The 21,214-nt window shown below is 68.4% G+C and carries 3 protein-coding genes; all 3 read right to left on the reverse strand.

Annotated features, from left to right (window positions below; all coding sequences use genetic code 11):
- Positions 1-7: 7 nt before the first annotated feature.
- From SB786_RS02135 to SB786_RS02145, 3 genes are read right to left on the reverse strand one after another with little or no spacing between them, the layout of a single operon-like run.
- Positions 8-13,453 (reverse strand): amino acid adenylation domain-containing protein, encoded by a 13,446-nt coding sequence (locus SB786_RS02135; protein ID WP_410725966.1) that lies wholly within the window; start codon positions 13,451-13,453, stop codon positions 8-10.
- Entirely contained in the window at positions 13,450-16,773 is a 3,324-nt protein-coding gene (locus tag SB786_RS02140; protein ID WP_410725967.1) for a type I polyketide synthase, read from the reverse strand. The genes SB786_RS02135 and SB786_RS02140 overlap by 4 nt, the downstream gene beginning before the upstream one ends.
- On the reverse strand, positions 16,770-21,194 hold the full coding sequence (locus tag SB786_RS02145) for a beta-ketoacyl synthase N-terminal-like domain-containing protein (protein WP_410725968.1): 4,425 nt from the start codon (positions 21,192-21,194) through the stop codon (positions 16,770-16,772). The genes SB786_RS02140 and SB786_RS02145 overlap by 4 nt, the downstream gene beginning before the upstream one ends.
- Between the last annotated feature and the right edge of the window lie 20 nt (positions 21,195-21,214).

The raw sequence follows: 21,214 nt of genomic DNA on the forward strand, positions 1-21,214 counted from the left end.
AGGCTCCTTAGAATGCACTGAGTTCGACGGTGGGCTGGCGGGCTTCGGCCTGCAGCACGTGTTGTCCCAAGGTCAGGTTCCGGATGCGTACGCCCGGATCGGCCAGCACTTCGCCGATGACGGACGTCAGCTCGTTGGCGAGGCCTTGCACCAGCGCCTCGCTGAACCGCCCGGCGTGGTAGACGACGCTGATCGCGAGGCCCTCGGCGTGCGGCTCGGCCAGGAACCAGAAGTCCGTCGCGGCTTCCGTGTCCGCGCGCTGCGGGTCGTGCTGATCGTGATCCGGCAACTCCGCGATGCGCACTTGTCCCGCGTAGCGATCGACGGCGCCTTGTCGCTGGTTCTGCAGCGTCAGGCCGATGTCGAAGAGCGGATTGCGTCCCGCGACGCGTTTGATGCGCAGTTCGTCGAGCAAGCGATCCAGCGGATACAGCGGGTGCGAGAACGCTTCGAGGGTGGTGTCCCGCACGCGGGTCAGCAGCGTATCGAAACGATCGTCGCCGGCGACGCGATCGCGCAGCGCCAGCACGTTCAGATAGGGGCCGACCTGCGACTCGAGTTCGGGAAGCTCACGGCCCGCGACCGGCGTGCCGACGACGATGTCCTCCTGGCCGGAGCGGCGGTAGAACAGCGCCTTGATCGCGGACAGCAGCGCGATGAACAAGGTCGCGCCGTGGCGTTTGCCGAGCGATTCCAGCGCCGTCGTCTCGGCGGCGGGCAGCGCGAACCGCCAGGTTTTCCAGCTCGGCGCGGCCGGCTGCTCGACGTCGCCCGGCAGTTCCAGCGCGCGCAGGCCGCCGCCCAGTTTGGTCAGCCAGTATTCCTTCATCCGTTCGCCGTCCGGCCCGGCGAGCAGGCGGTTCAGCCAGGCGGCGTAATCCTTGTACTGGATCGAAAGCGCGGGCAACGGATTGTCGCGACGCTGGACCAACGCGTCATAGATCTTCGACAGGTCGTCGAGCAGCACCTCCGTCGACCAGCCGTCGGTCACGATGTGATGCATCGTGCAGATGCAGACGTGGCGAACTTCCGAGAGCCTGAGCAGCTTGACGCGGAACAGCGGGCCGGTGCCGAGATCCATCGGCGCGAGCCGTTCGCGCTCGGTGATCGACATGACCTGCGCATCCCGGTCCTCGGCTTCCTGCAAATCGATGACCTCGACCGGGAACGCGGCTTCGCCCGGCGGCAGCACTTGCTGGACCGGCTGATTGCCGGACAGCACGAAACGCGTGCGCAAGATCTCATGACGTACGCTCAATGCATGGAACGCCCGCACGAGCGCGTCCACGTCCAGCACCCCTTCGAACAGCAGGGACGTGGGCAGCGGCCCGCCGGCTTGCGCCGCATTCAGGCGATCCTGGACCCACAGCCGCGTCTGGGCGGGCGAGAGTGCGTAATGCGCGTGCGCCGGCAGCGGCGTCACCGGCGCGTAATCGATCGGCTGCGTATCGGCGATGCGTTTCGCGAGGCTCGAAATGGTGGGGTGCGAGAACAGGCTGCGGATTTCCAGCTTCACCTGCAGATCGCGGCGGATGCGCGCGATGACCTTCGTCGCGGAAAGCGAATTGCCGCCCAGCTCGAAGAAATTGGCGGTCGTGCTGATCCGGGCCTGACCGAGCACTTCCTGCCAGATCGCCGTCAACTGCGCTTCGAGCGCGTTGGCGGGCGCAACGTGGTCCAGGCCGTCGCCGGGTTCGGGCAGTCTGGCGCGATCGAGCTTGCCGTTGGGCAGTTGCGCGAACGCGGGCACGACGACGAATGCGGACGGCACCATGTAATCCGGCAGCCGTTGCCGCAGGTGCGCGCGCACCGCTGCGATCAGTTCGGCTTCGGGGTGCGACGAGAGCAGCCATGCGACGAGCCGCGCGCCATCGTCCGCCCCGCGCAGCGCCACGACCGCGGCCTCGACCAGCGGGTGCGATGCCAGCGCCGCCTCGATTTCACCGGGTTCGATGCGCAGGCCGCGCAGCTTGATCTGATGGTCGATGCGACCGAGAAACTCGATGTTGCCGTCGGGCCGGTAGCGCGCGAGATCGCCGGTGCGGTAGAGGCGCGCATGCGGGTCAGCGGAGAACGGATCGGCGATGAACTTCCCGGCGCTCAGTTCGGGTTCGCCATGGTAGCCGCGCCCGACCGGCGTGCCGCCGATCAGCAGCTCGCCGGCCACGCCGATCGGCACCGGCTGCAGCTGGGCGTCCACGATATAGACGCGCGTATTGGCGATGGGCCGGCCGATCGGCACGATGCGGTGCGGGTCGTCGCGCCGGCATTCCCATGCGGTCACGTCGACGGCAGCCTCGGTGGGGCCGTAGAGGTTGAACAGCCTGACGTCCAGGCGCGCGAGGCAACGCTGCTGCAGGTCGTATGGCAGGGCTTCGCCGCTGCACACGACGCGGCGCAGCGACGTGCAATGCGCGTCGAGGTCCGGATGATCGAGAAAGGCGCGCAGCATCGAGGGCACGAAATGGATCGTGGTGATCCGTTCGCGTTCGATGAGTTCGACCAGGTAGTCGGTCTCGCGCTGGCCGCCGGGCCGGGCGAACACGAGGCGCGCGCCGGTGATGAGCGGCCAGAAGAATTCCCACACCGACACGTCGAAGCTGAACGGGGTTTTTTGCAGCACGGCGTCGTCGGCGCCGAGCGTGTACGCGTGTTGCATCCACAGGATGCGATTGGTGATGGCGCGATGGGTGTTGAGCGCGCCCTTGGGCCTGCCGGTCGAACCGGAGGTGTAGATCATGTAGGCGAGGTTCTCGCCGCTCAGCGCGGGCGCGGGGTTGGACGCGGGCGCGGCATCGAGGTCGAGCGTGTCGCGATCGACGACGATCACGCGGGCGTCGGTGTCGGGCAGCGCGTCAAGCAGATGCTGTTGGGTGAGGAGCCAGCGCAACTGCGCGTTGTCGATCATGAAGCGCACGCGCTCGGCGGGGTATTCGGGGTCGACGGGGACGTAAGCGCCGCCGGCCTTGAGGATCGCGAGCAGCGCGACGATCATGTCGAGCGAGCGCTCCATCGCGACGCCGACGAGGGCATCGGGGGCGACGCCGAGCTCGATGAGGCGATGGGCGACGCGATTGGCGCGCAGGTTGAGCTCGGCGTAAGTGAGCGCGACGTCGTCGTAGACGGCGGCGACGGCATCGGGCGTGCGCTCGACCTGTTGCTCGAACAGCCGGTGCAGCGGTTGCGTGGCGGCGTCGCCGAAATCCGTGTCGGTCCGGTTCCATTCGACGGTCAGCAGGTTCCGCTCCGCATCGCTCGTCAGCGGCAGCCGTGCAACGGCGGCCGACGCATCGTCCGCGAGACGCGTCAGCAAGGTCCGGTAGATCCCGAGGAAACGTTGCACCGTGCTCTCGTCGAACAGATCGCTGTTGTAGTCGCAGTCGATCAGGAGTGCCTCCCCCGCGTCGAGGACGTTGACGTTCAGATCGAACGCGGTATAGCGGATCAGCGGCGTGACCAGGCCGACCGTCAGGCCGGGCAGTTCGGGCAGCGCCGACACGGGTTCCAGATTGAAGACGACCGACACCAGCGGGGCGGCGTTGAGATCGCGCTGCGCGCCGATTTCGCGGACCAGTTCGGCGAACGGGAAATCCTGGTGCTCGAGCGCGTCGAGCAGGTTCTGGCGGGTGCCCGCCAGGAAGCCGGCCACGGTGGCCTGCTCCGGCAGCGTGGAGCGCAACGGCAGCAGATGCGTGCAGTAGCCGGCGAGGCGATCGCTGCCGGCCACGGAGCGCCCGGTCACCGGGATGCCGGTGACGATCTCCTGCTGGCCGGCGATGCGGTGCAGGAACAGATTGAAGCCCGCGAGCAGCATCATGTAGAGCGTGCAGCCGTTCTGACGGGCGGCGGTGCGCAGCGACGCGGCCTCCGCCGCGTCCAGATGCAGGGACGCGCGCGCGCCGTGAAACGTCTTCACCGCGGGCCGCTGGTAATCCAGCGGCAGATTCAGCGGTTCGGCCTGGCGCGCGCATTGCGCCAGCCAGTACGCGCGATTCGCCTTCGTTTCCGGGCTGTGGCGCTGGCCGTCGAGCTGCTTCAGGTACTCGCGGAACTGCAGCGGCGCCGCGGGCGGCGCAATACCGGCATAAGCGCGGGCCAGATCCTCGAGCAGGATGCCGAACGTCGAGCCGTCGCAGATGATGTGATGGGCCGTCATCACCAGCAGGTGACGCGTGCTGTCCAGGCGCACGAGTGCGGCGCGAAAGAGCGGACCGTTCACGAGGTCGAACGGCTGGCGGCTTTCGTGGTCCCGCCACGCGTCCTGGTTCGTGTCGATCAGCGGAATCTCGAGCTTCAGCGACGTATGCACGATCTGGCCCGACCCGTCCGGCGTCAGCGTGGTGCGCAGCGCTTCGTGCCGGTCGACGAGACCCTGCACGGCCGCGCGCATGGCGGCCTCGTCGAGCCGGCCGTTCAGCTCGAGGGTGGTGTTGACGTTGTAGGCCAGCGATCCTTCGGGATCGACTTCCGACAGGATCCACAGCTGGCGTTGCGCTTCGCTGAGCGCAGCCACCGTGCCGTGCTTCGAGTGAGGCCGGATGAAACCGCCCCGGCGCAGGTCGGCGACGCTGTCCTTCACCGCACGGATGAACCGGTCGATGTCGGCTTCCGTATGCGCGGTGGAGAGGAAGCAGGTGCGCCACTCCCAGATGTAGATGCCCTTTTCGAGCATGTGATAGAAGAACAGGTCGAGGTTCTCGGTGAATTCGAAGCGGAACATCGAGCCGAACCACGTCACCTTGATCGGCGCCTCGGCCTCCGCGAAAAAGGCATTCAACGTTTCGGCGATTTGCGCGGTCCGTTCGTTGAGCGCGGCCTGCAGCGCCGGCCCCTCCTGTTCGATCTTCTCCAGCACGGCCAGCGCGGCCGCCATCGCGAGCGGATACTGGCAGAAGGTGCCGCCGAACGCGGTGCGGTCGGCCGCGGGGAACGAGTGGTCGCCGTAGGTCCACATGCCGCCGTCGATGGCGTCCATGAAGCGGCTGGAACCGGCGATGACGCCCAGCGGCAGGCCGCCGCCGATGATCTTGCCGTAGGTCGCGAGATCGGCCCGGACCCCGAACATGGCCTGCGAGCCGCCCGGATGGACGCGAAAGCCGGTGATCATTTCGTCGAAGATCAGCGCGATGCCGGCCTCCTCGGTGATGCGGCGCAGTTCCTTGAGGAACGCGACGGGCTGCAGGGACGGGTTGCGGCTCTGCACCGGCTCCACCATCACGGCGGCGAGGGTCGACGTCATCCCGCGAATGGCCTCGAGCGCGGCGTCGCTGCCGTAGTCGAGCAGGACCATGTTCTCGACCGAACCGAACGGCACACCGGGGGCGATGGTTTCCGTCACGCCTTCCGCGTTCGCCGCGGCGAGCGTGCCGTCGGCATGGCCGTGATACGAATGCGTGAACATCACGATCTTGTCGCGCCCGGTCACGGCGCGCGCGAGCCGCATGGCGGTCATGACCGCCTCGGTGCCCGTGTTCGAGAAAGCCACGCGATCGAGACCGGTGACGCGCGCAAAGCGCGCGGCCACTTCGCCGACGAGGCTCGAGCGCGCGCCCAGTTCGAGCGGACGTTGCCACTCGCGGGTGACCTGGTGCTGGATGAAGTCCGGCGTGTGGCCGAACAGATGCACGCCGAAGCCCATCGTGAAATCGATGTACTCGTTGCCGTCGATATCCCACAGCCGCGAACCGGCCGCGCGATCGCCGACGATCGGATACAGCATCTCCTTGGTCGAAAACCGGAAGCCGACCGTGGCACGGCTGTCGGCCAGCACCGGGCGGGACGCCTGCACCGATTCCTTCGATTTCCGGGTGCGCGTCGTGTAACGCACGATCAGCGCTTCGAGATGCTCCTGCTGCACGGCGGACAAGCCGCGCGCCCGCTGTTCGACCGGGCTGCCCCACGGCATCATCGGCTTGGACGGGCGATTGTCCGCCGCGGCCGCGGTTGCGGTCGCAGCGGCGGGCTTCGTGGCGGGCACGGCGGCCGGGGCCTTTGGCGTGACGCTGGCGACGTTGGCGACACTCGCAGCGCTCGGGACGGCTTGCGCGGCGATCGTCGTCGGCCGGCCGCCGGCCTGGCCGGTCAGCGACGTGCGCAGCAAGTCCATCTGCTGGCCCATGACGCGGGACAGCAACTGATTCTGCTCCCGCAATACCCGCTCGACCGTGGAGCCGCCTTCGGCCGCCACCCATTCCGCCGGAGCGGCGGCGAGCGGCGCGAGCGCCTCCTCGGACGGCGCGACGGCCACCGCCACCGCGGACACCCCGGCTTCGGCCGTGGCCTCGTGCTCGGGTTCGGCCAGGGCGGCAGCCGCCGGCAGATTCTCGGCGACGTACTCGGCGAGCGCCTGCACCGTCGCCAGATCTTCGAAGAAGCGGCGCATGGCCAGCTTCACGCCGTACTGTTTCTCGATGTGCCGGATGGCCTCGATCAGCACGATCGAGTCGGCGCCCATCTCCAGGAACGGCAGGTCGATGTTGATGGTGGCGGGATCGGCCTGGATCAATTCGCCGATCTTGCCGCGAAGCCATTCGAGAACCTCGCCGCTACGGTTGAGCGTCGGCGTTGCAGCGATGGGTGATGCGCTTGTCTGAGTCATGGACATGTCCGCTTTCTGGAACCAGGTACGGCTGCGTTGGAAGGGATAGGACGGCAATGCGACGCGCGTGGGCGCGGGTGTTTCGGTGGCGGCCCAGTCGACATCGACGCCGCGCGCATAAAGGCTCGACAGCGTTTCGATCAGCGCTTGCTGCTCGACTTGCGGCCTCTGCAGGGCAAGGAACTGGATCCCGGCGTCCGGCGCGCAGCACGCGCGGGCCAGGTTGACGAGCACGGGCTTGGGGCCGATTTCGACCAGCAGGTTGAACCCGGCTTCGGCGAGGCGCTCGACGCTGTTCGCGAACTGCACCGGCTCCCGGCAGTGACGGCGCCAGTACGCGTCGGTGGGCGCCTCATCCATCACGGCGCCCGTGAGATTGGAATAGAACGGGATCGCCGGGCGCGTGGCGCGTACTGCTTTTGCCGCGGCCTGGAAGCTGTCCAGCATCGGCTCGACCAGCGGCGAGTGGAACGCGTGCGAGGTATTGAGCGGCACGGACCGGATGTCCAGCACCGCGAACGCGTCGACCAGCGTCGCGATGCGCTCGCGCTTGCCGGAGATCACGATGCTGGCCGGACCGTTGACGGCCGCCACCGCGACTTCGTCCAGCCAGGGTTCGATGGCACGCTCGACCGTGGCGAGGTCGGTGAAGATGGCCGCCATCTCGCCGTCGCGGGGCAACGCCTGCATCAGCCGGCCGCGTTCGGCGATCAGCCGCAGGCCGTCTTCCGGCGAGAAGATGCCGGCCGCGCAAGCCGCTGCGTACTCGCCGACGCTGTGTCCCATCACGGCGTCGGGCACCACGCCGAACGACGCCAGCAACGTGGTGAGCGCGAACTGCAGCGAGAACAGGGCCGGCTGGCTGTAGCCGGTCTGGTGGATATCGTCGTTCGGGGCCGACAGCACCTCGAGCAACGGTTTGTCGAGCAGCGGATCGGCCACCGCACGGCAGCGGTCGATGGCGTCGCGGAAAGCCGGATAGGCGTCGTACAGACGGCGGCCCATGCCGGCGTATTGCGAGCCCTGACCGGTGAACAGGAACGCGATCTTCACCCGCGGAGGCTGCGTCGCGTCGGCCGCATCCTTCGCCTGGAACGCGCGCAGCTTTTCGATGGCGTCCTCGAGCGACGTCACCGGCAGCGCCAGCCGATGCGCGAAATGCGAGCGGCCGGTCGATGCCGAAAAGGCCACGGCCGCGATATCGAGACCGGGTTCGGCTTCGAGCCGCCGCTGATAGCGCCCGGCCAATTCGCGCAACGCCGCCGGCGTCTTGGCCGACAGGACCAGCGGATGCACCTTGTGTTTCGACGGCGTTGCCTGCCGCGCCGGCGCGGGCGCTTCTTCCAGCACCAGGTGCGCATTGGTGCCGCTCGCGCCGAACGCGCTGACGCCGGCGCGCCGCGGCCGCTCGCCGCGCGGCCACGCGCTCGCCTCGGCGCAGACCTCGATCGGCAGCGCGTCCCACCGCACCAGCGGGCTCGGCTGGCGGAAATGCAGGTGGGCGGGAATGCGATCGTGGTTCAGCGACAGCACGACCTTGATGACCCCCGCGATGCCGGCGGCGGATTCCGTGTGGCCGATGTTGGTTTTCACCGAGCCGATGCGCAGCCGCCGTCCGTCGCCGCGGTCGGCGCCGAACACCGTCGCCAGCGCCTGCACCTCGACGGGGTCTCCCAGCGGGGTGCCGGTGCCGTGCGCTTCCACGTAATCGATGGAGGCGGCGGGCAGCCCGCCCAGCGCCTGGCGAATGACGGCTTCCTGCGCGCGCCCGTTCGGCGCGGTAAAGCCGCTCGACGCACCGTCGTGGTTGACGGCCGAACCGCGGAGCACGGCCAGCACGCGGTCGCCCGCGGCGAGCGCATCGGACAGGCGCTTGAGTACCAGCGCGCCGCAGCCTTCGCTGCGCACGAAGCCGTCCGCCGCCGCGTCGAAGGTCTTGCAGCGGCCGTCCGGCGCCAGCGCCCGCGTGCGCGAGACGGCGATGGAGTTGTCCGGCGACAGGATCAGGTTGACGCCGCCCGCGATCGCGAGATCGCACTCGCCGCTGCGCAGATTCTGGCTGGCGGTATGGATCGCGGTGAGCGACGACGAGCACGCGGTGTCGATCGCCATGCTCGGCCCCTGCACACCGAGCCCGTAGGAGATGCGGCCGGCCGCCGTGTTGAGCGGATTGCCGGTGAAGAAATAGCCGTCGATGCCGCGGCCGCCGCCGTTGCGAAGCTGCAGATTCGCGTAATCGTTGGTGGTGATGCCGACGAAGACGCCGGTCCGGCTGCCCTTGAGACTGTCGACCGGAATGCCGGCGTGCTCCAGCGCTTCGTGACTGACTTCGAGCAACAGGCGCTGCTGCGGGTCCATCGCGGCCGCTTCGCGCGGCGTGATCCGGAAAAATGCCGGATCGAACTGATCGACGTCTTCGAGAAAACCGCCGAATCGGGAATACATTCGGCCCGGCGTTTCCGGATCGGGATCGTAGTACGCGTCGACATCCCAGCGCTCGCGCGGCACTTCGGAAATCGCATCCACGCCGTCGTTCAGCAGCCGCCAGTAGGCGTCGAGATCGTGCGCGGCGCCCGGAAACCGGCAGCTCATGCCGACGATCGCGATCGGTTCCGGCGTGCCGGCCTCGCGCGACGCAACGGCTGGCGCGGCCGGCCGCGACGGCTCGGCCTGCGTCGGCGCCGCGCTCGCGTCCGGCGCCGTGGGGGACGACTGCTCCGCCAGGAAATCCGCGAGGGCATTGACCGTCGGATGATCGAACAACAGCGCGACCGACAACGGGATGCCAAGCACTGTCTCGAGCTGCGTGCGCACATCCAGCGCCATCAGCGAATCCATGCCCATCTCGAAGAAGCCGAGGTCGCGGTCCAGCGTCGCCGCGCCGAAGCCGAGCACCTGGGCGACCGCGCGATCGATGCTGTCCGCCAGCAGGCGCTTTCGCTCGCGGGGCGATGCGTCGCTCAACGCCGGCATCGCCAGCGCGCCTGACGGGGCGCCGGCCACCCGCACGCGATCGAGGAACGGCTTGGGTCCGCGCGCCTCGTAGGAGCCCTGGAACAGCGCGAGGTCGATATCGACGACCGCGATCTGCGGCACGGCGGGGAGACGATCCAGCACGTCGAGCGCGCGATCCGCCGCCAGCGAGCGGATCCCGACACGCCGCAGCAGCGCTTCCGCCTCGGGGAACGTCATGCCGCCTTGCGCCCACGGCCCCCAGTTCACGCTCAGGGCCGGCAGGCCCAGGCCGCGGCGATGATGCGCGAGCGCGTCGAGGAACCGGTTCGCGGCACTGTAGTGCGCCTGGTCGCGCGAACCCCACGCGGACGCGATCGACGAAAACAGGATGAAGAAATCGAGCGGGAACGATTCGCTGTGCTGATGAAGCAGCCAGGCGCCCGCGACCTTCGGTTGCAGGACAGCGTCCAGTTCCTCGCGCTCGACCTGCAGCAGCGGCTTGTAGCCGACGATGCCGGCCGCGTGCACGATGCCCCGCAGCGGCACGCCGTCGCGCCGGAGCGCGGCGAAGAACTCGGCGACCGCCACCGGGTCGGCGATATCGAGGCGCTCGCAACGCACGGATAGGTTGCGCTCGCGCAGCTCGGCGATCGCCTGCCGGCTCTCGTCGCTCCGGGCCCCTTGTCGGCCGACGAGGATCAGCGTGCGTGCGCCGCGTGCCGCCAGCCACCGGGCGGTGTGCAGCCCGAGCGCGCCGAACCCGCCGGTGATCAGATAGGCCGCTTCCGGGTCGACCCGCAGCGCGGCCGTTTCGGCTGGCGCGAGCGGGCTCAGGCGCGCGACATGGCGCACGTCGTGCCGCAACGCCACCAGCTCTTCACGGCTTTCGCCGAGGATTTCCCGAAGCAGCGCCTGCGTCTCGTCCTCCGGCGCGGCCGGATCGAGATCGATCGCGGTGCCGAACCATTCCGGATGCTCGATCATCGCCCCGCGCGCCAGGCCCGACAACGCAGCCTGTGCAAGCCCCGATACGCGGGGCGATTCGCCGGCTTCCACCGCGTCGCGCGTGACCACCCAGATCCTGGGTCGGGTCGAAGGCGCCCAATCGCGCTCGCTGCCGACCAACGCGTGCACGAGATGCAGCAGGGCGGTAGCCATGCGCGACGCGCCGACGGCTTCGTCCAGCGCCCATAGAAACACGATGCGCTGGCCCGGGGCGGCGGTCTCGTTCAGCAAGCGGACGAAATGCTCCGGCCGCTCTGGCGCGACTTGCCAGCCCGCTTGCGCGCCGCCGCCATAGTCGGGGCCGGGGCGCACCAGCGAGCAGGATGCGCCGCGCGCGCGCAGCAGGTCGGCGAACCGCGCGCCGACACCGGTTTCGTCCGCGAAAATCAGCCACGGGGACGCGTCGGCGGCGAACTTGGCTTCCGGCAACGCGGCTTGCGGTTCCCATGCGACGTGATAGAGCGGTTGGGCGGTCGGGGCAGCGGTTCCGGCGGGCGCGAACGCAGTCTGAAGCAGGTCCGGAAACGCGTTCAGCACGTCCTCGGCGTACTTGCCCGACGTCTTGAGGTGCCGCAACGCTTGCTCGATGCTGCCGGCATCCATGCCGACGATGGGCGACGGCGTTTTCTCCAGGCCGAAGCGCTGCCGCTCGAACGGGTAGTTCGGCAGGGTCGTGGCGGGCTGGGCCGGCACCGGGAACAATGCGTTCCAGTCGAACTGCGCGCCCTGCACATACAGCGCCGCGAGTGCGCGCTCCAGTGCGTCGCCAGCGCATGGCGGCGGCAGCCAGCCGTCGGCAAGCCCCTCCGGCGCGGGCGGCGCTTCGGCCTGCGCGTTGGCCCGCGCTTGGGCCTGATTCGACAACTCGGCCAGCTGCAACCAGTACTGCGGATGCGTGACCTCGTCGGTCACCTCGGCGCCGAGACAGCCGGAAATCAGGCGGACCGAGGGCCGTGCGAGGGGCAGGTCCTGAAGCGCGACGCGCAACGCGTCGGAATCCGACCGGGCTGCCACGAGGCGCAGCGCGTCGGCAACGCTCATGACCCCCGCCACGCAGGCCGCGACATGTTCTCCGACGCCGTGGCCCGACACGACGGACGGTCGGATGCCCCATGCCTTCCACAGTTCCGCCCACGCGAACTGGATCGCGAAGCGGCCCTCATCGGTGTCGAGTGCCGCCAGCGGCACCGAGCAACGCGCGAAGGCGTCGCGGAAAAGCGGTTCGGACGTGTGGAGTTCGCGTGCGACGCCGGTGTCCGGCGCACCGAACATGAAGCCGATGCGCAACGCCTTGCCCGTGCGTGCCGATGCCGCCGACGGTTCTCTCACACCCGATACATAGGCCGCGCGAAACGGATAATGGGTCCGCCCGATGGCGGCGGCCCGGCAGATGGCGGCCAGTTCCCGCGGCGTCGCCCCGGCGATCGCGCGCTCGTAGCGTTGTGCGAGCGCCGCGAGCGCCGCTTCGGAGCGGGCCGACAGCAGCAGCAGCGCGCGCTGCGCGGCGTGGGCCGGCGCGGCGGGCGGTTCCTCGACGATCGCGTGGGCATTGGTGCCGCTGAATCCGAACGCGCTCACCCCGGCGATTCGCCTGCGTTCCCCGCGCCGCCACGCGACCGGGTCGGCCGCCACGCGAATGGGGATGTCCTGCCACGGCGTATGCGGATTGGGCTGCGTGAAATGCAGATGCGCCGGGATCCTGTCGTGCTCGAACGACAGCAGCACCTTGATCAGGCCGGCGATGCCGGAGGCCGACTCCAGATGCCCGATATTGGTCTTGACCGAACCGATCACGAGCGGCTCGGCCGCGTCGCGCCCGGGGCCGTACACGCCGGCCAGCGCCTCGACCTCGATCGGGTCGCCGAGGGACGTCCCCGTGCCGTGAGCCTCGACATAGGAGATGTCGCCGGGCACGAGGCCGGCCTGACTCAGTGCGCGACGGATCACCCGTTCCTGCGAATCGCGGCTCGGAACAGTCAGCCCGCCGCCCGCACCGCCCTGATCGACCGCGGTGCCACGCACGATACCGAGCACGCGGTCGCCGTCGGCGAGCGCGTCGGAGAGGCGCTTGAGCACCACCATGCCGCAACCTTCGCCGCGCACATAGCCGTCTGCCGCCGCGTCGAAGGTCTTGCACCGGCCGTCCGGCGACAGCATGCGCGCTTGCGAGAAACTGACCATCACCTCGGGCGAGAGCATCAGGTTGACGCCGCCCGCAAGCGCCATGTTGCTTTCGCGCGAGCGCAGGCTTTCGCAGGCCAGGTGCAGACAGACCAGCGACGACGAGCACGCGGTATCGATCGCCATGCTCGGGCCGGTGAGGCCCAGCACGAACGACAAGCGGCCCGCGGCCATGTTCAGCGCGCTGCCCGTGCCGGCGTAGCTGCTCGACGGCGTCGCCGCATTGGACACCTGGATCGCATGGTCGAAGCAGGTAATGCCCACATACACGCCCGTGGCGGACTGCCTGAAGCGTTCGGGCGGGAGATGGGCGTTTTCGAGCGCTTCCCAGGCCACTTCGAGCAGGAGCCGTTGCTGCGGGTCGAGGTAAGTGGCTTCGCGCGGCGCGATCCCGAAGAACGCCGCGTCGAATTCATCCACGCGTTCGAGAAACGCGCCGTGGCGGGTCGCCATCTTGCCGGGCGTGGACGGATCGGGGTCGTAATAGCGATCGATGTCCCAGCGTTCACCCGGCACTTCGGCGACGGCATCGCGCGCGTGATCGAGCAATTGCCAGAACGCGGACGGCGTATCGCTGCCGCCGGGGAAGCGGCAAGCCATGCCGATGACGGCGATCGGCTCGTTGCGGTCCGAACGCAGTGCCGCGATCTCCGCGCGCCGCAGGCGCAGTTCGTCGAGTGCGGCTTTCAGTGCATGCGTGGCCTTGGCGTTCATTGGGCGCCGATCTCCTGGGCGATCAGTTCGGAAAGGTCGTCCTCGTCGAGGTCGTCGGATGCTTCATCGACGACCGGCGCGGGGAGCGACGGCGACAGTTCGTTGAGCACGTACTGGGCGAGCGTTTGCAGGTTCGGATAGGAAAAGAACAGCGTCGCGCGAAACGGCCGTCCGAACACCTTGTTGAGGCGGTCGGTCAGTTCGAGCGCGACCAGCGAATCCAGGCCGAGATCGAGCAGCGACTGCTCGGGCGCAATGGCGTCGGGGCCGGAGAGCCGCAGCGTCTCGGCCAGCAGTTTCGCGAGCGTGTCGGTGATGAGCTCGACCCGCTCGCGCGGCGCGCACGCATGCAGTTGGCGCAGCAATGCCGTCTCTTGCTGCGCAGACTGCGCGGCCGGTTGCGCCAGCTCGGAAAACAGCGCCGACCCGGCGGCCGGCGCGTCGACCCGGAACAGGGTCGGCCAGTCGATCCGGGCCACGCCGGACTGGGCGACGCCGGACGCCATCAGCCGTTCCAGTGCCGCGATCGCCAGTTCGGGCGACAGCGTGCCGACCCCCAGCGCGGCCAGCTGTTCGTGCGCGCGCCGTCCATAGTCGGTGGCGGCGTGGCCGATTTCCGCCCACGGCCCCCAATTCACGCTGAGCGCCGGTTTGCCCTGCACGCGCCGATGCTGCGCGAGGGCGTCGAGGAAGCTGTTCGCCGCCGCGTAGTTGCCCTGGCCCGGCATGGTGATCAGCGCGGCCATCGACGAGAACAGCACGAAATGATCGAGCGGCAAGTCGGCCGTCAGCTCGTGCAGATACCACGCGCCATCGGCCTTGCCGCTTCCCGCGCGATGGAAGGAATCGTCGTCCTGGCGCGTGAGCAGCGCATCGTCCAGCGCGCCGGCGAGGTGAAAGACCCCCTTGAGCGGCGGCATCGAATGCGCGATTTCATCGAGCGCTTGCGCGACGTCCTCGCGACGCGACAGGTCGGCGCGAATGAACCGCGCGTCGAGCGTGCGCAGGATGTTCTCGGCCGCGGGGGAGGGCGCGCCGCGCCCGAGCAGCACGATCTTGCCGGCGCCGTTGGCGGCAAGCCAGGACGCGAGCCGCAGGCCCAGCCCGCCGAGCCCGCCTGTTACCAGATAGGTCGCGTCATGCTGGAACCTGATCGGACGGTGGCTGACGAATTCGCGATTGTCGCGGGCGATACGCGCGACGTAGCGCTGGCCGCTGCGAAACGCGATCATGTCTTCACGGCCGCCGGCCTGTACCGCCTGCACGATGTGCGCCGCCGACGGCTGCGCGGGATCGAGATCGATGAGCCCGCCCCACAGCGCCGCATGCTCCACGGCGATCGCGCGGCCCAATCCCCATAGGGGAGCCTGCGCGACGGCGGTCGATTCGCCGTCCAGCACGTTCATCGCGCCCGACGTCACCAGCCACAGACGCGCCTGCCGGGCCGCCGGTGCGCGTGACGCAAGCGCCCTGACCAGTTGCAGCACGCTCGCGCTGGCGCGCCGTCTCGCCGCGATGTCGGCCGGCGCGAGATCGAGACTCCACAGGTGAACGATGCCCTTCAGCGGCCGGTCGAGCGCGGGCAGCTCCGGCGTCGCGTCGGCGAAGCGCAGCGTGCACGTATCGCCCGCGCTTGCCAGCAGGTCGGCCAGTTGCGCGCCGACGCCGCCACGGTCCGCGAGAATCAGCCACTCGCCCTGCGCCGAAGCGCCGGTTGCCGCGTCGACGCTCGACGGTCTCCACACGCGCTGATAGAGCAGCGCGGACAAATCGTGCCGCTCGACGGCCGGCCCGGAATGCACATGCTGCAAGCGCAGCGCATCGATCTCGATCAGCAGCCGCCCGGCGAGGTCATGGACGCGGATATCGCCCTCCAGCGCACCTTGCCCGATCGGCTTGCGCAGCGTGGCGTGACTCCATGCATCCGTTGACGACGGCGGCTGATGAACCCGTACCGCACCGATCGAACTGGGCAGGTACAGGTCGCCCGCCTCCAGCGCGTCCGGATCGATCGCGGCGGCGAGCACACGGCTGCACGCGTCGAGAAAGGCGGGGTGCACCTGGTATTGCGACGATGCCAGCGCGTCGGCCGGCACGCTGATTTTCCCCAGCGCCTCGCCGGCCGTGCGCCAGATCTGCTGGATCGCGTCGAACACGCCGTCGATCTGCACGCCGTGCTGCCGGACTTCGCCATTGAAGTCCGCGCCTGAAGTCGTTTCGATGCAGCGGGCCTGCACCGCGGCGGCATCGAATCGCGTCGGCGCGGCGGATTGCCTCGGGGCGCACAGCTCCCGCAGCCGACGCAACTGCGGAAGATTGCCGAGGATCAGCTCGACCGGCGGACCGAAATCGAGCAGGCAGGCCACTTCATCCACGCCGATCGACTCGAGATCGCGCACCAGTTCGACGCAGGTTTCCGGCGTGCCGATGAGGCCGCGCGATTGCGCGAAGCGTTCGTAGAGAAACTCGACGAACTCGTCCAGTTCGCGCGCACCCATCGCGCGCACGTCCACCGACTGGCCGCGGCTTTGCGCCAGCCCGTTCAACAGCCCGATATTGCTGCGGATGTAGTTGCAGAACGGCGCACGCGCCTGCTCGCGCACCCGCGCCGCATCGTCGCCGACGAACGTGTGCAGCATCACGGACACCGTGCCGGCCGCCGGATCGAAGCCATGCGTTGCGCGCGCCGCGCGGTAGAGGGCGATCTTCTGCGCGAGCTGGTCCCGATCCTGGTCGAGCACGTGGGTCAGCAGGTTGGCGCCGACTTCACCGGCGCGCACGAAGGTCTGCGGATTGCTCGCGGCCGTCACCCAGACGGGCAGCTCCGGCTGCACCGGCGTCGGATAGATGCGCAGCTGCACCGGCTTGCCGACGCCGTTGCGCGCATCCACCGACCCGCCGCGCCACAGATGCTGGACGGCGCGCATCGTGGTCAGCATTTCATCCTGCCGGGTCGCATATTTGTCCGGCGCGAACACGAAGTCGTCAGGATTCCATCCGGACGCGAACGACACGCCCACGCGGCCGTTCGACAGGTTGTCCACCATAGACCACTCTTCCGCGATCCGGATCGGGTTGTGCAGCGCCGCGACCACGCTGCCGGCGACCAGCTGCACGCGCTGGGTGGCAGCGGCGAGCGCGGCGTGCAGGACAGCGGGATTCGGGTACAGCGAGCCGAATTCGGTGAAATGGCGCTCCGGCACCCAGACGCTGGAAAACCCGTTCGAATCGGCGAAACGGGCGCTTTCCATCACGAGCTGGTACTTGTTGCCGGACAACGCCTCTTCACTGCTGGCGAAGAACATCAGGCCGAATTTCATGCTTGGCTCCGATCCGATTCGTGAATTTCGGCACTCGCGCACATCTGCCATGACGCGGCGGCGCTGGTGTCGTCGATCCTGTGATAGACGGCAAACGAAAACGGTCCCCAGGACCGGCGGCTCAGCACGGTCTGCACGGTGCGCGATGCATGCGGATGCAGCGGCAACGGCGCATGCAGTGCGAGATCCTGCAACGTGGTATGACCGGCGGCGCCGATTTCCGAAGTCGCCGCCAGCGCCATTTCCACATAGGCGGAATAGGGCAGCACGGGCGATCCCTTGACGCGATGACCGCTGAGAAAGGTGGTGGCCGGCGCGTCGAGACGCGACTGCCAGATCCACGTAGCCGGCGCATGCGCGTGCTGCTCCATCAGACGCCCGAGCAACGGATGCCGGGGCGCACGTGGACTGATCCAGAAGGCGCGACGCTCGAACGGGTAGGTCGGCAGCGCGAGCCGGCGGCGCGGGGCGTCCTGCTCCACGGCATCCCAGTCGACGGACGCGCCGCGTACGTAGAGCTCGGCGAGCGTGCGCAGGATCGTGTCCCACGCGGCCGTGTGCGCGCCGATTTCGATCACGATGGCGTGGCTTCCCGCCGCCGCGCCATCCCGCGCCTGCGGCACGTCCGCAAACGCGGCCGCGGCGCGATGCCCGTCGCCCGTGCTGCCGACGGCGCCCGGCGTGATGCCGAAGGACATCCACAGTTGTGCGAGCGCGCGCTGGAATGCCGTGAACCCGGCTTCGGCGGAGCCGAGCCCGGCCGCCTCGGACACTTCCGATTGCCGCTGCATCAGCGCGCCGAAAGCGGGGCTGGCCGAACGCAATTGCCGCACCGCTGCGTCGCTGCCGCCGTCGTCGGCGCAAAAGTGGAACGTCACCGCAGGCGGCGTGTCGGCGGGCTCGCCGGCCGAAACGTCGTCCAGTTGCGAACGCAACGTATCGAGACTCGCTGCGACGATGGCCGCCCGCCGCGTGAAGTGGGTGCGCCCGGTATTTGCCGTGAACGCGACATCCCGCACACGGATCTCGGGATGGGCGTCGAGATACGCCGCATAGGACCCCGCCAGTGCTTGCAACGCTTCGGGCGTGCGCGCGGAGAGCGTCACGACGCGCGCCGCGGGCGCCGCCGGGTCGGCTTCGATCTCGCCGGGCCGTGGCGCTTCGGACAGGATCAGGTGCGCGTTGGTGCCGCCGAAGCCGAACGAACTCACGCCGGCCATGCGCGGCCCGTGTTCCGAATGCCAGGGCGTGACCTGCTGCGGAATACGGAAGGGCGTGCCGTCGAGTGCGATTTCAGGATTGATCGACCGGAAATGGAGGTTCGGCGGAATGGCGCGATGGTGTAGCGCAAGGGCGGTCTTGATCAGGCTGGCGATGCCCGCCGCCGATTCCAGATGGCCGATGTTGGTCTTGACCGAACCGATCCAGCAGGGGCCGTCCGGCCCACGGGATTCGCTCAGGACGGCCGCCAGCGAGTTCAACTCGATCGGGTCTCCGAGCGGCGTTCCCGTACCGTGCGCTTCGACGAAGCCGATGTCCTGCGCGCGTACGCCGGCATCGTGCAGCGCACCGCGAATCACGGCCTGCTGGGCCGGGCCGTTCGGCGCGGTCATGCCATTGCTGCGTCCATCCTGGTTCACCGCCGAGCCGCGGATCACGGCGAACACGGTGTCGCCGTTCTCGAGCGCATCGTCCAGACGCTTGAGCAGCACCATGCCCACACCTTCGCCGCGCACATAGCCGTTGGCTGCCGCATCGAACGCCTTGCACCGGCCATCCGGCGAAAGCATGCCTGCTTGCGTGAAGGAGTCGCTCAATTGCGGTGCCAGAATCAGGTTGACCCCGCCGGCCAGCGCCGCATCGGCCTCGCCGCGCTGCAGCGCGCGGCACGCGTGGTGAACCGCGACGAGCGAGGACGAACACGCGGTATCGACCGCCCAGCTCGGGCCGCGCAAATCGAGCGTGTAGGAAATGCGGTTGGCGGCGACGCTGAGCGCATTGCCGGTCGCGACATAAGGGCCGACATCCGCGACTTCTTCCTGCGCCAGACGGATGTAGTCCGAATTGCTGATGCCCACGATGACCGCGGTGCGTCCGCCGGCGAGGCGCCGCGGCGCGATCCCCGCATGCTCGAGCGTCTCCCACGCCACCTCGAGAAGCAGGCGCTGTTGCGGATCCATCGCTTCGGCTTCGCGGGCGCTGATGCCGAAGAACGCCGCATCGAACCGATCGACCTGGTCCAGCAGCCCGGTGGGCGGAAGGTCGCCGGCACGCTTCTTCGACGCGCCGACCGCGTCCCGGCCCTCCAGCAGAAGCTGCCAGAATGCGTCGGGATGATCGGCGCCGGGGAAACGGCATCCCATGCCGACGATCGCGATATCGGCGCGTGCTTCGGCGTAACGGGGCGCGTGGTCCGGCACGGCATTCCCGATACCGCTCAAATGGCGCGCCAGCAGCGAAATACTCGGAAAATCGTAGACGACGGTAGGCGAGACCGGCAGCCCGAGCCAGTCCTGCAACTCGCCCGACAGCATGATGGCGTCCTTCGAATCGAGCCCGTAGATGCTGAACGGCGCGTCGGGGTCGATCTTGCCGGAATCGATTCCCGACAGACGCGAGACACGCTCGACGCACCATTGCACCAGCGCTTGCGTGTCGCGTACCGCGGCCGGGGAGGGTGCGTACTCCGCGGAGTACGAACGCCGCCACTCGCCCGCGATCGCGAGCCCTTGTTCATCGAGGAATGCTTGCCTGATTCGGCTGCGCTGGATTTTTCCGCTGGACGTGCGCAGGATCGTGGCGGGCTTCAACAGGATCGCCGCATACAGATCGACGTCATGCTCTTCGGCGAGCTTGCGCCGGATCTCCGCGGCGAGGGCTTGCGCGTCCAGCGTGTTGAGCGCTTCCCGGCGCACTTCACAGGCGATAACGACCCGCTCCACGTCATCGACGTTGATCGAGAAAGCCGCCGACGCGTTGGGCGCCAGCGCGGGGTGGCTTCCCTCGGCGGATTGCTCGAGATCCTGCGGATAGTGATTGCGCCCGGCAACGATGATGAGGTCTTTGAGACGGCCGGTGACGAAGAGGTTCTCGCCATCGACGAAGCCGAGATCGCCCGTGCGCAGGTAATGCGCATCATCGCCATCCAGCTTCGCGCGAAAGGTGTGCTCCGTTTCCTCGACGCGGTTCCAGTAGCCGACGCCGACGCTCGGGCCCGTCAACCAGATTTCGCCGATCCGCTCGGGCGGGCAGCGCTCACCGGTATCCGGATTCACGATCTGCAGGCGGTGCTCCGCCCAGGCCCGGCCGCATGAGACCAGCGCGTGGCGCTTGCCGCGGTCGCTTCTCGTCGCCACGCCTTGTGCCAGGCCGTCGGCGTCGTAGTCCGCCACGAGCGGCAGCGAGCGTGCCGGCTGACCGGAGATGAACAAGGTCGCCTCGGCCATGCCGTACACCGGGCGCATGGTGTGCGCGTGGAAGCCACATGCGGCGAAGGCGCGCGAAAAACGTGCGACCGACTCCGCGCGCACCGGTTCCGCGCCGTTGAATGCAACGCGCCAACTGCTCAGATCCAGTTGCGCGCGGGCTTCATCGGATATCTTGCGCGCGCACAGGTCGTACGCGAAATCCGGCGCGGCGCAATGCGTGCCGCGATACTTCGTGATTGCCTGCAGCCAGCGGATCGGTTTCTGCACGAATGCCGCGGGCGCCATCAGCACCGCCAGCACACCGAGATAGATCGGCAGCAGCACCTTCCCGAAGAAACCCATGTCGTGAAACACCGGGAGCCAACTGACGAACACCGTCGACGCATCGGCGTCGCTCGCCTCGGCGATCACCGCCATATTGCTCAGGATGTTCGCATGGCTGATCATCACGCCTTTTGGCGTACCGGTGGAGCCTGACGTGTATTGCAGAAGCGCCAGCGTCTGCGGCGTGATGTCCGGTGCGCGCCATTGTTCGGCCGGTGCGTCGAAGCCTTGGTCGGTCGCCAGAATCGTCAGTTCCAGCGTGTCGGAATAGCCGTCCGCGCGATGCACCATGCCGTCGAGCGTGGCTGCGTCGGTCAGCGCGACGACCGGCCGGGCGTCGGCGACGATGGCCTTCAGACGATCGGCGGGACGATGCCTGCGTGGAGGATACGCCGGCACGCCGATCAGGCCGGCGTACAGGCATCCCACCCATGCGCAGATGAATTCAAGGCCGGGCGGATAGACCAGCAGCACGCGATCGCCCGGTTGCGCGATGCCCTGCAGCCTGGCGGCGATGCCGCGAGCCCGTTTGTCCAGGTCGCCGAACGTGAGTCGAGCCAGCTCCGATTCGCCGTTCTCGAGAAAAATGAATGCTGTCTTCTCCGGTTCGACCTCGCCGCGAAATATGAAAATTTCTGTAACAGTCCTGAATTTTGTATCGGGAAGCATACTCGACCTTCGTTGTCTGC

The sequence above is a fragment of the Burkholderia sp. SIMBA_062 genome (assembly GCF_046534765.1).
Taxonomy (GTDB): Bacteria; Pseudomonadota; Gammaproteobacteria; order Burkholderiales; family Burkholderiaceae; genus Burkholderia; species Burkholderia ambifaria.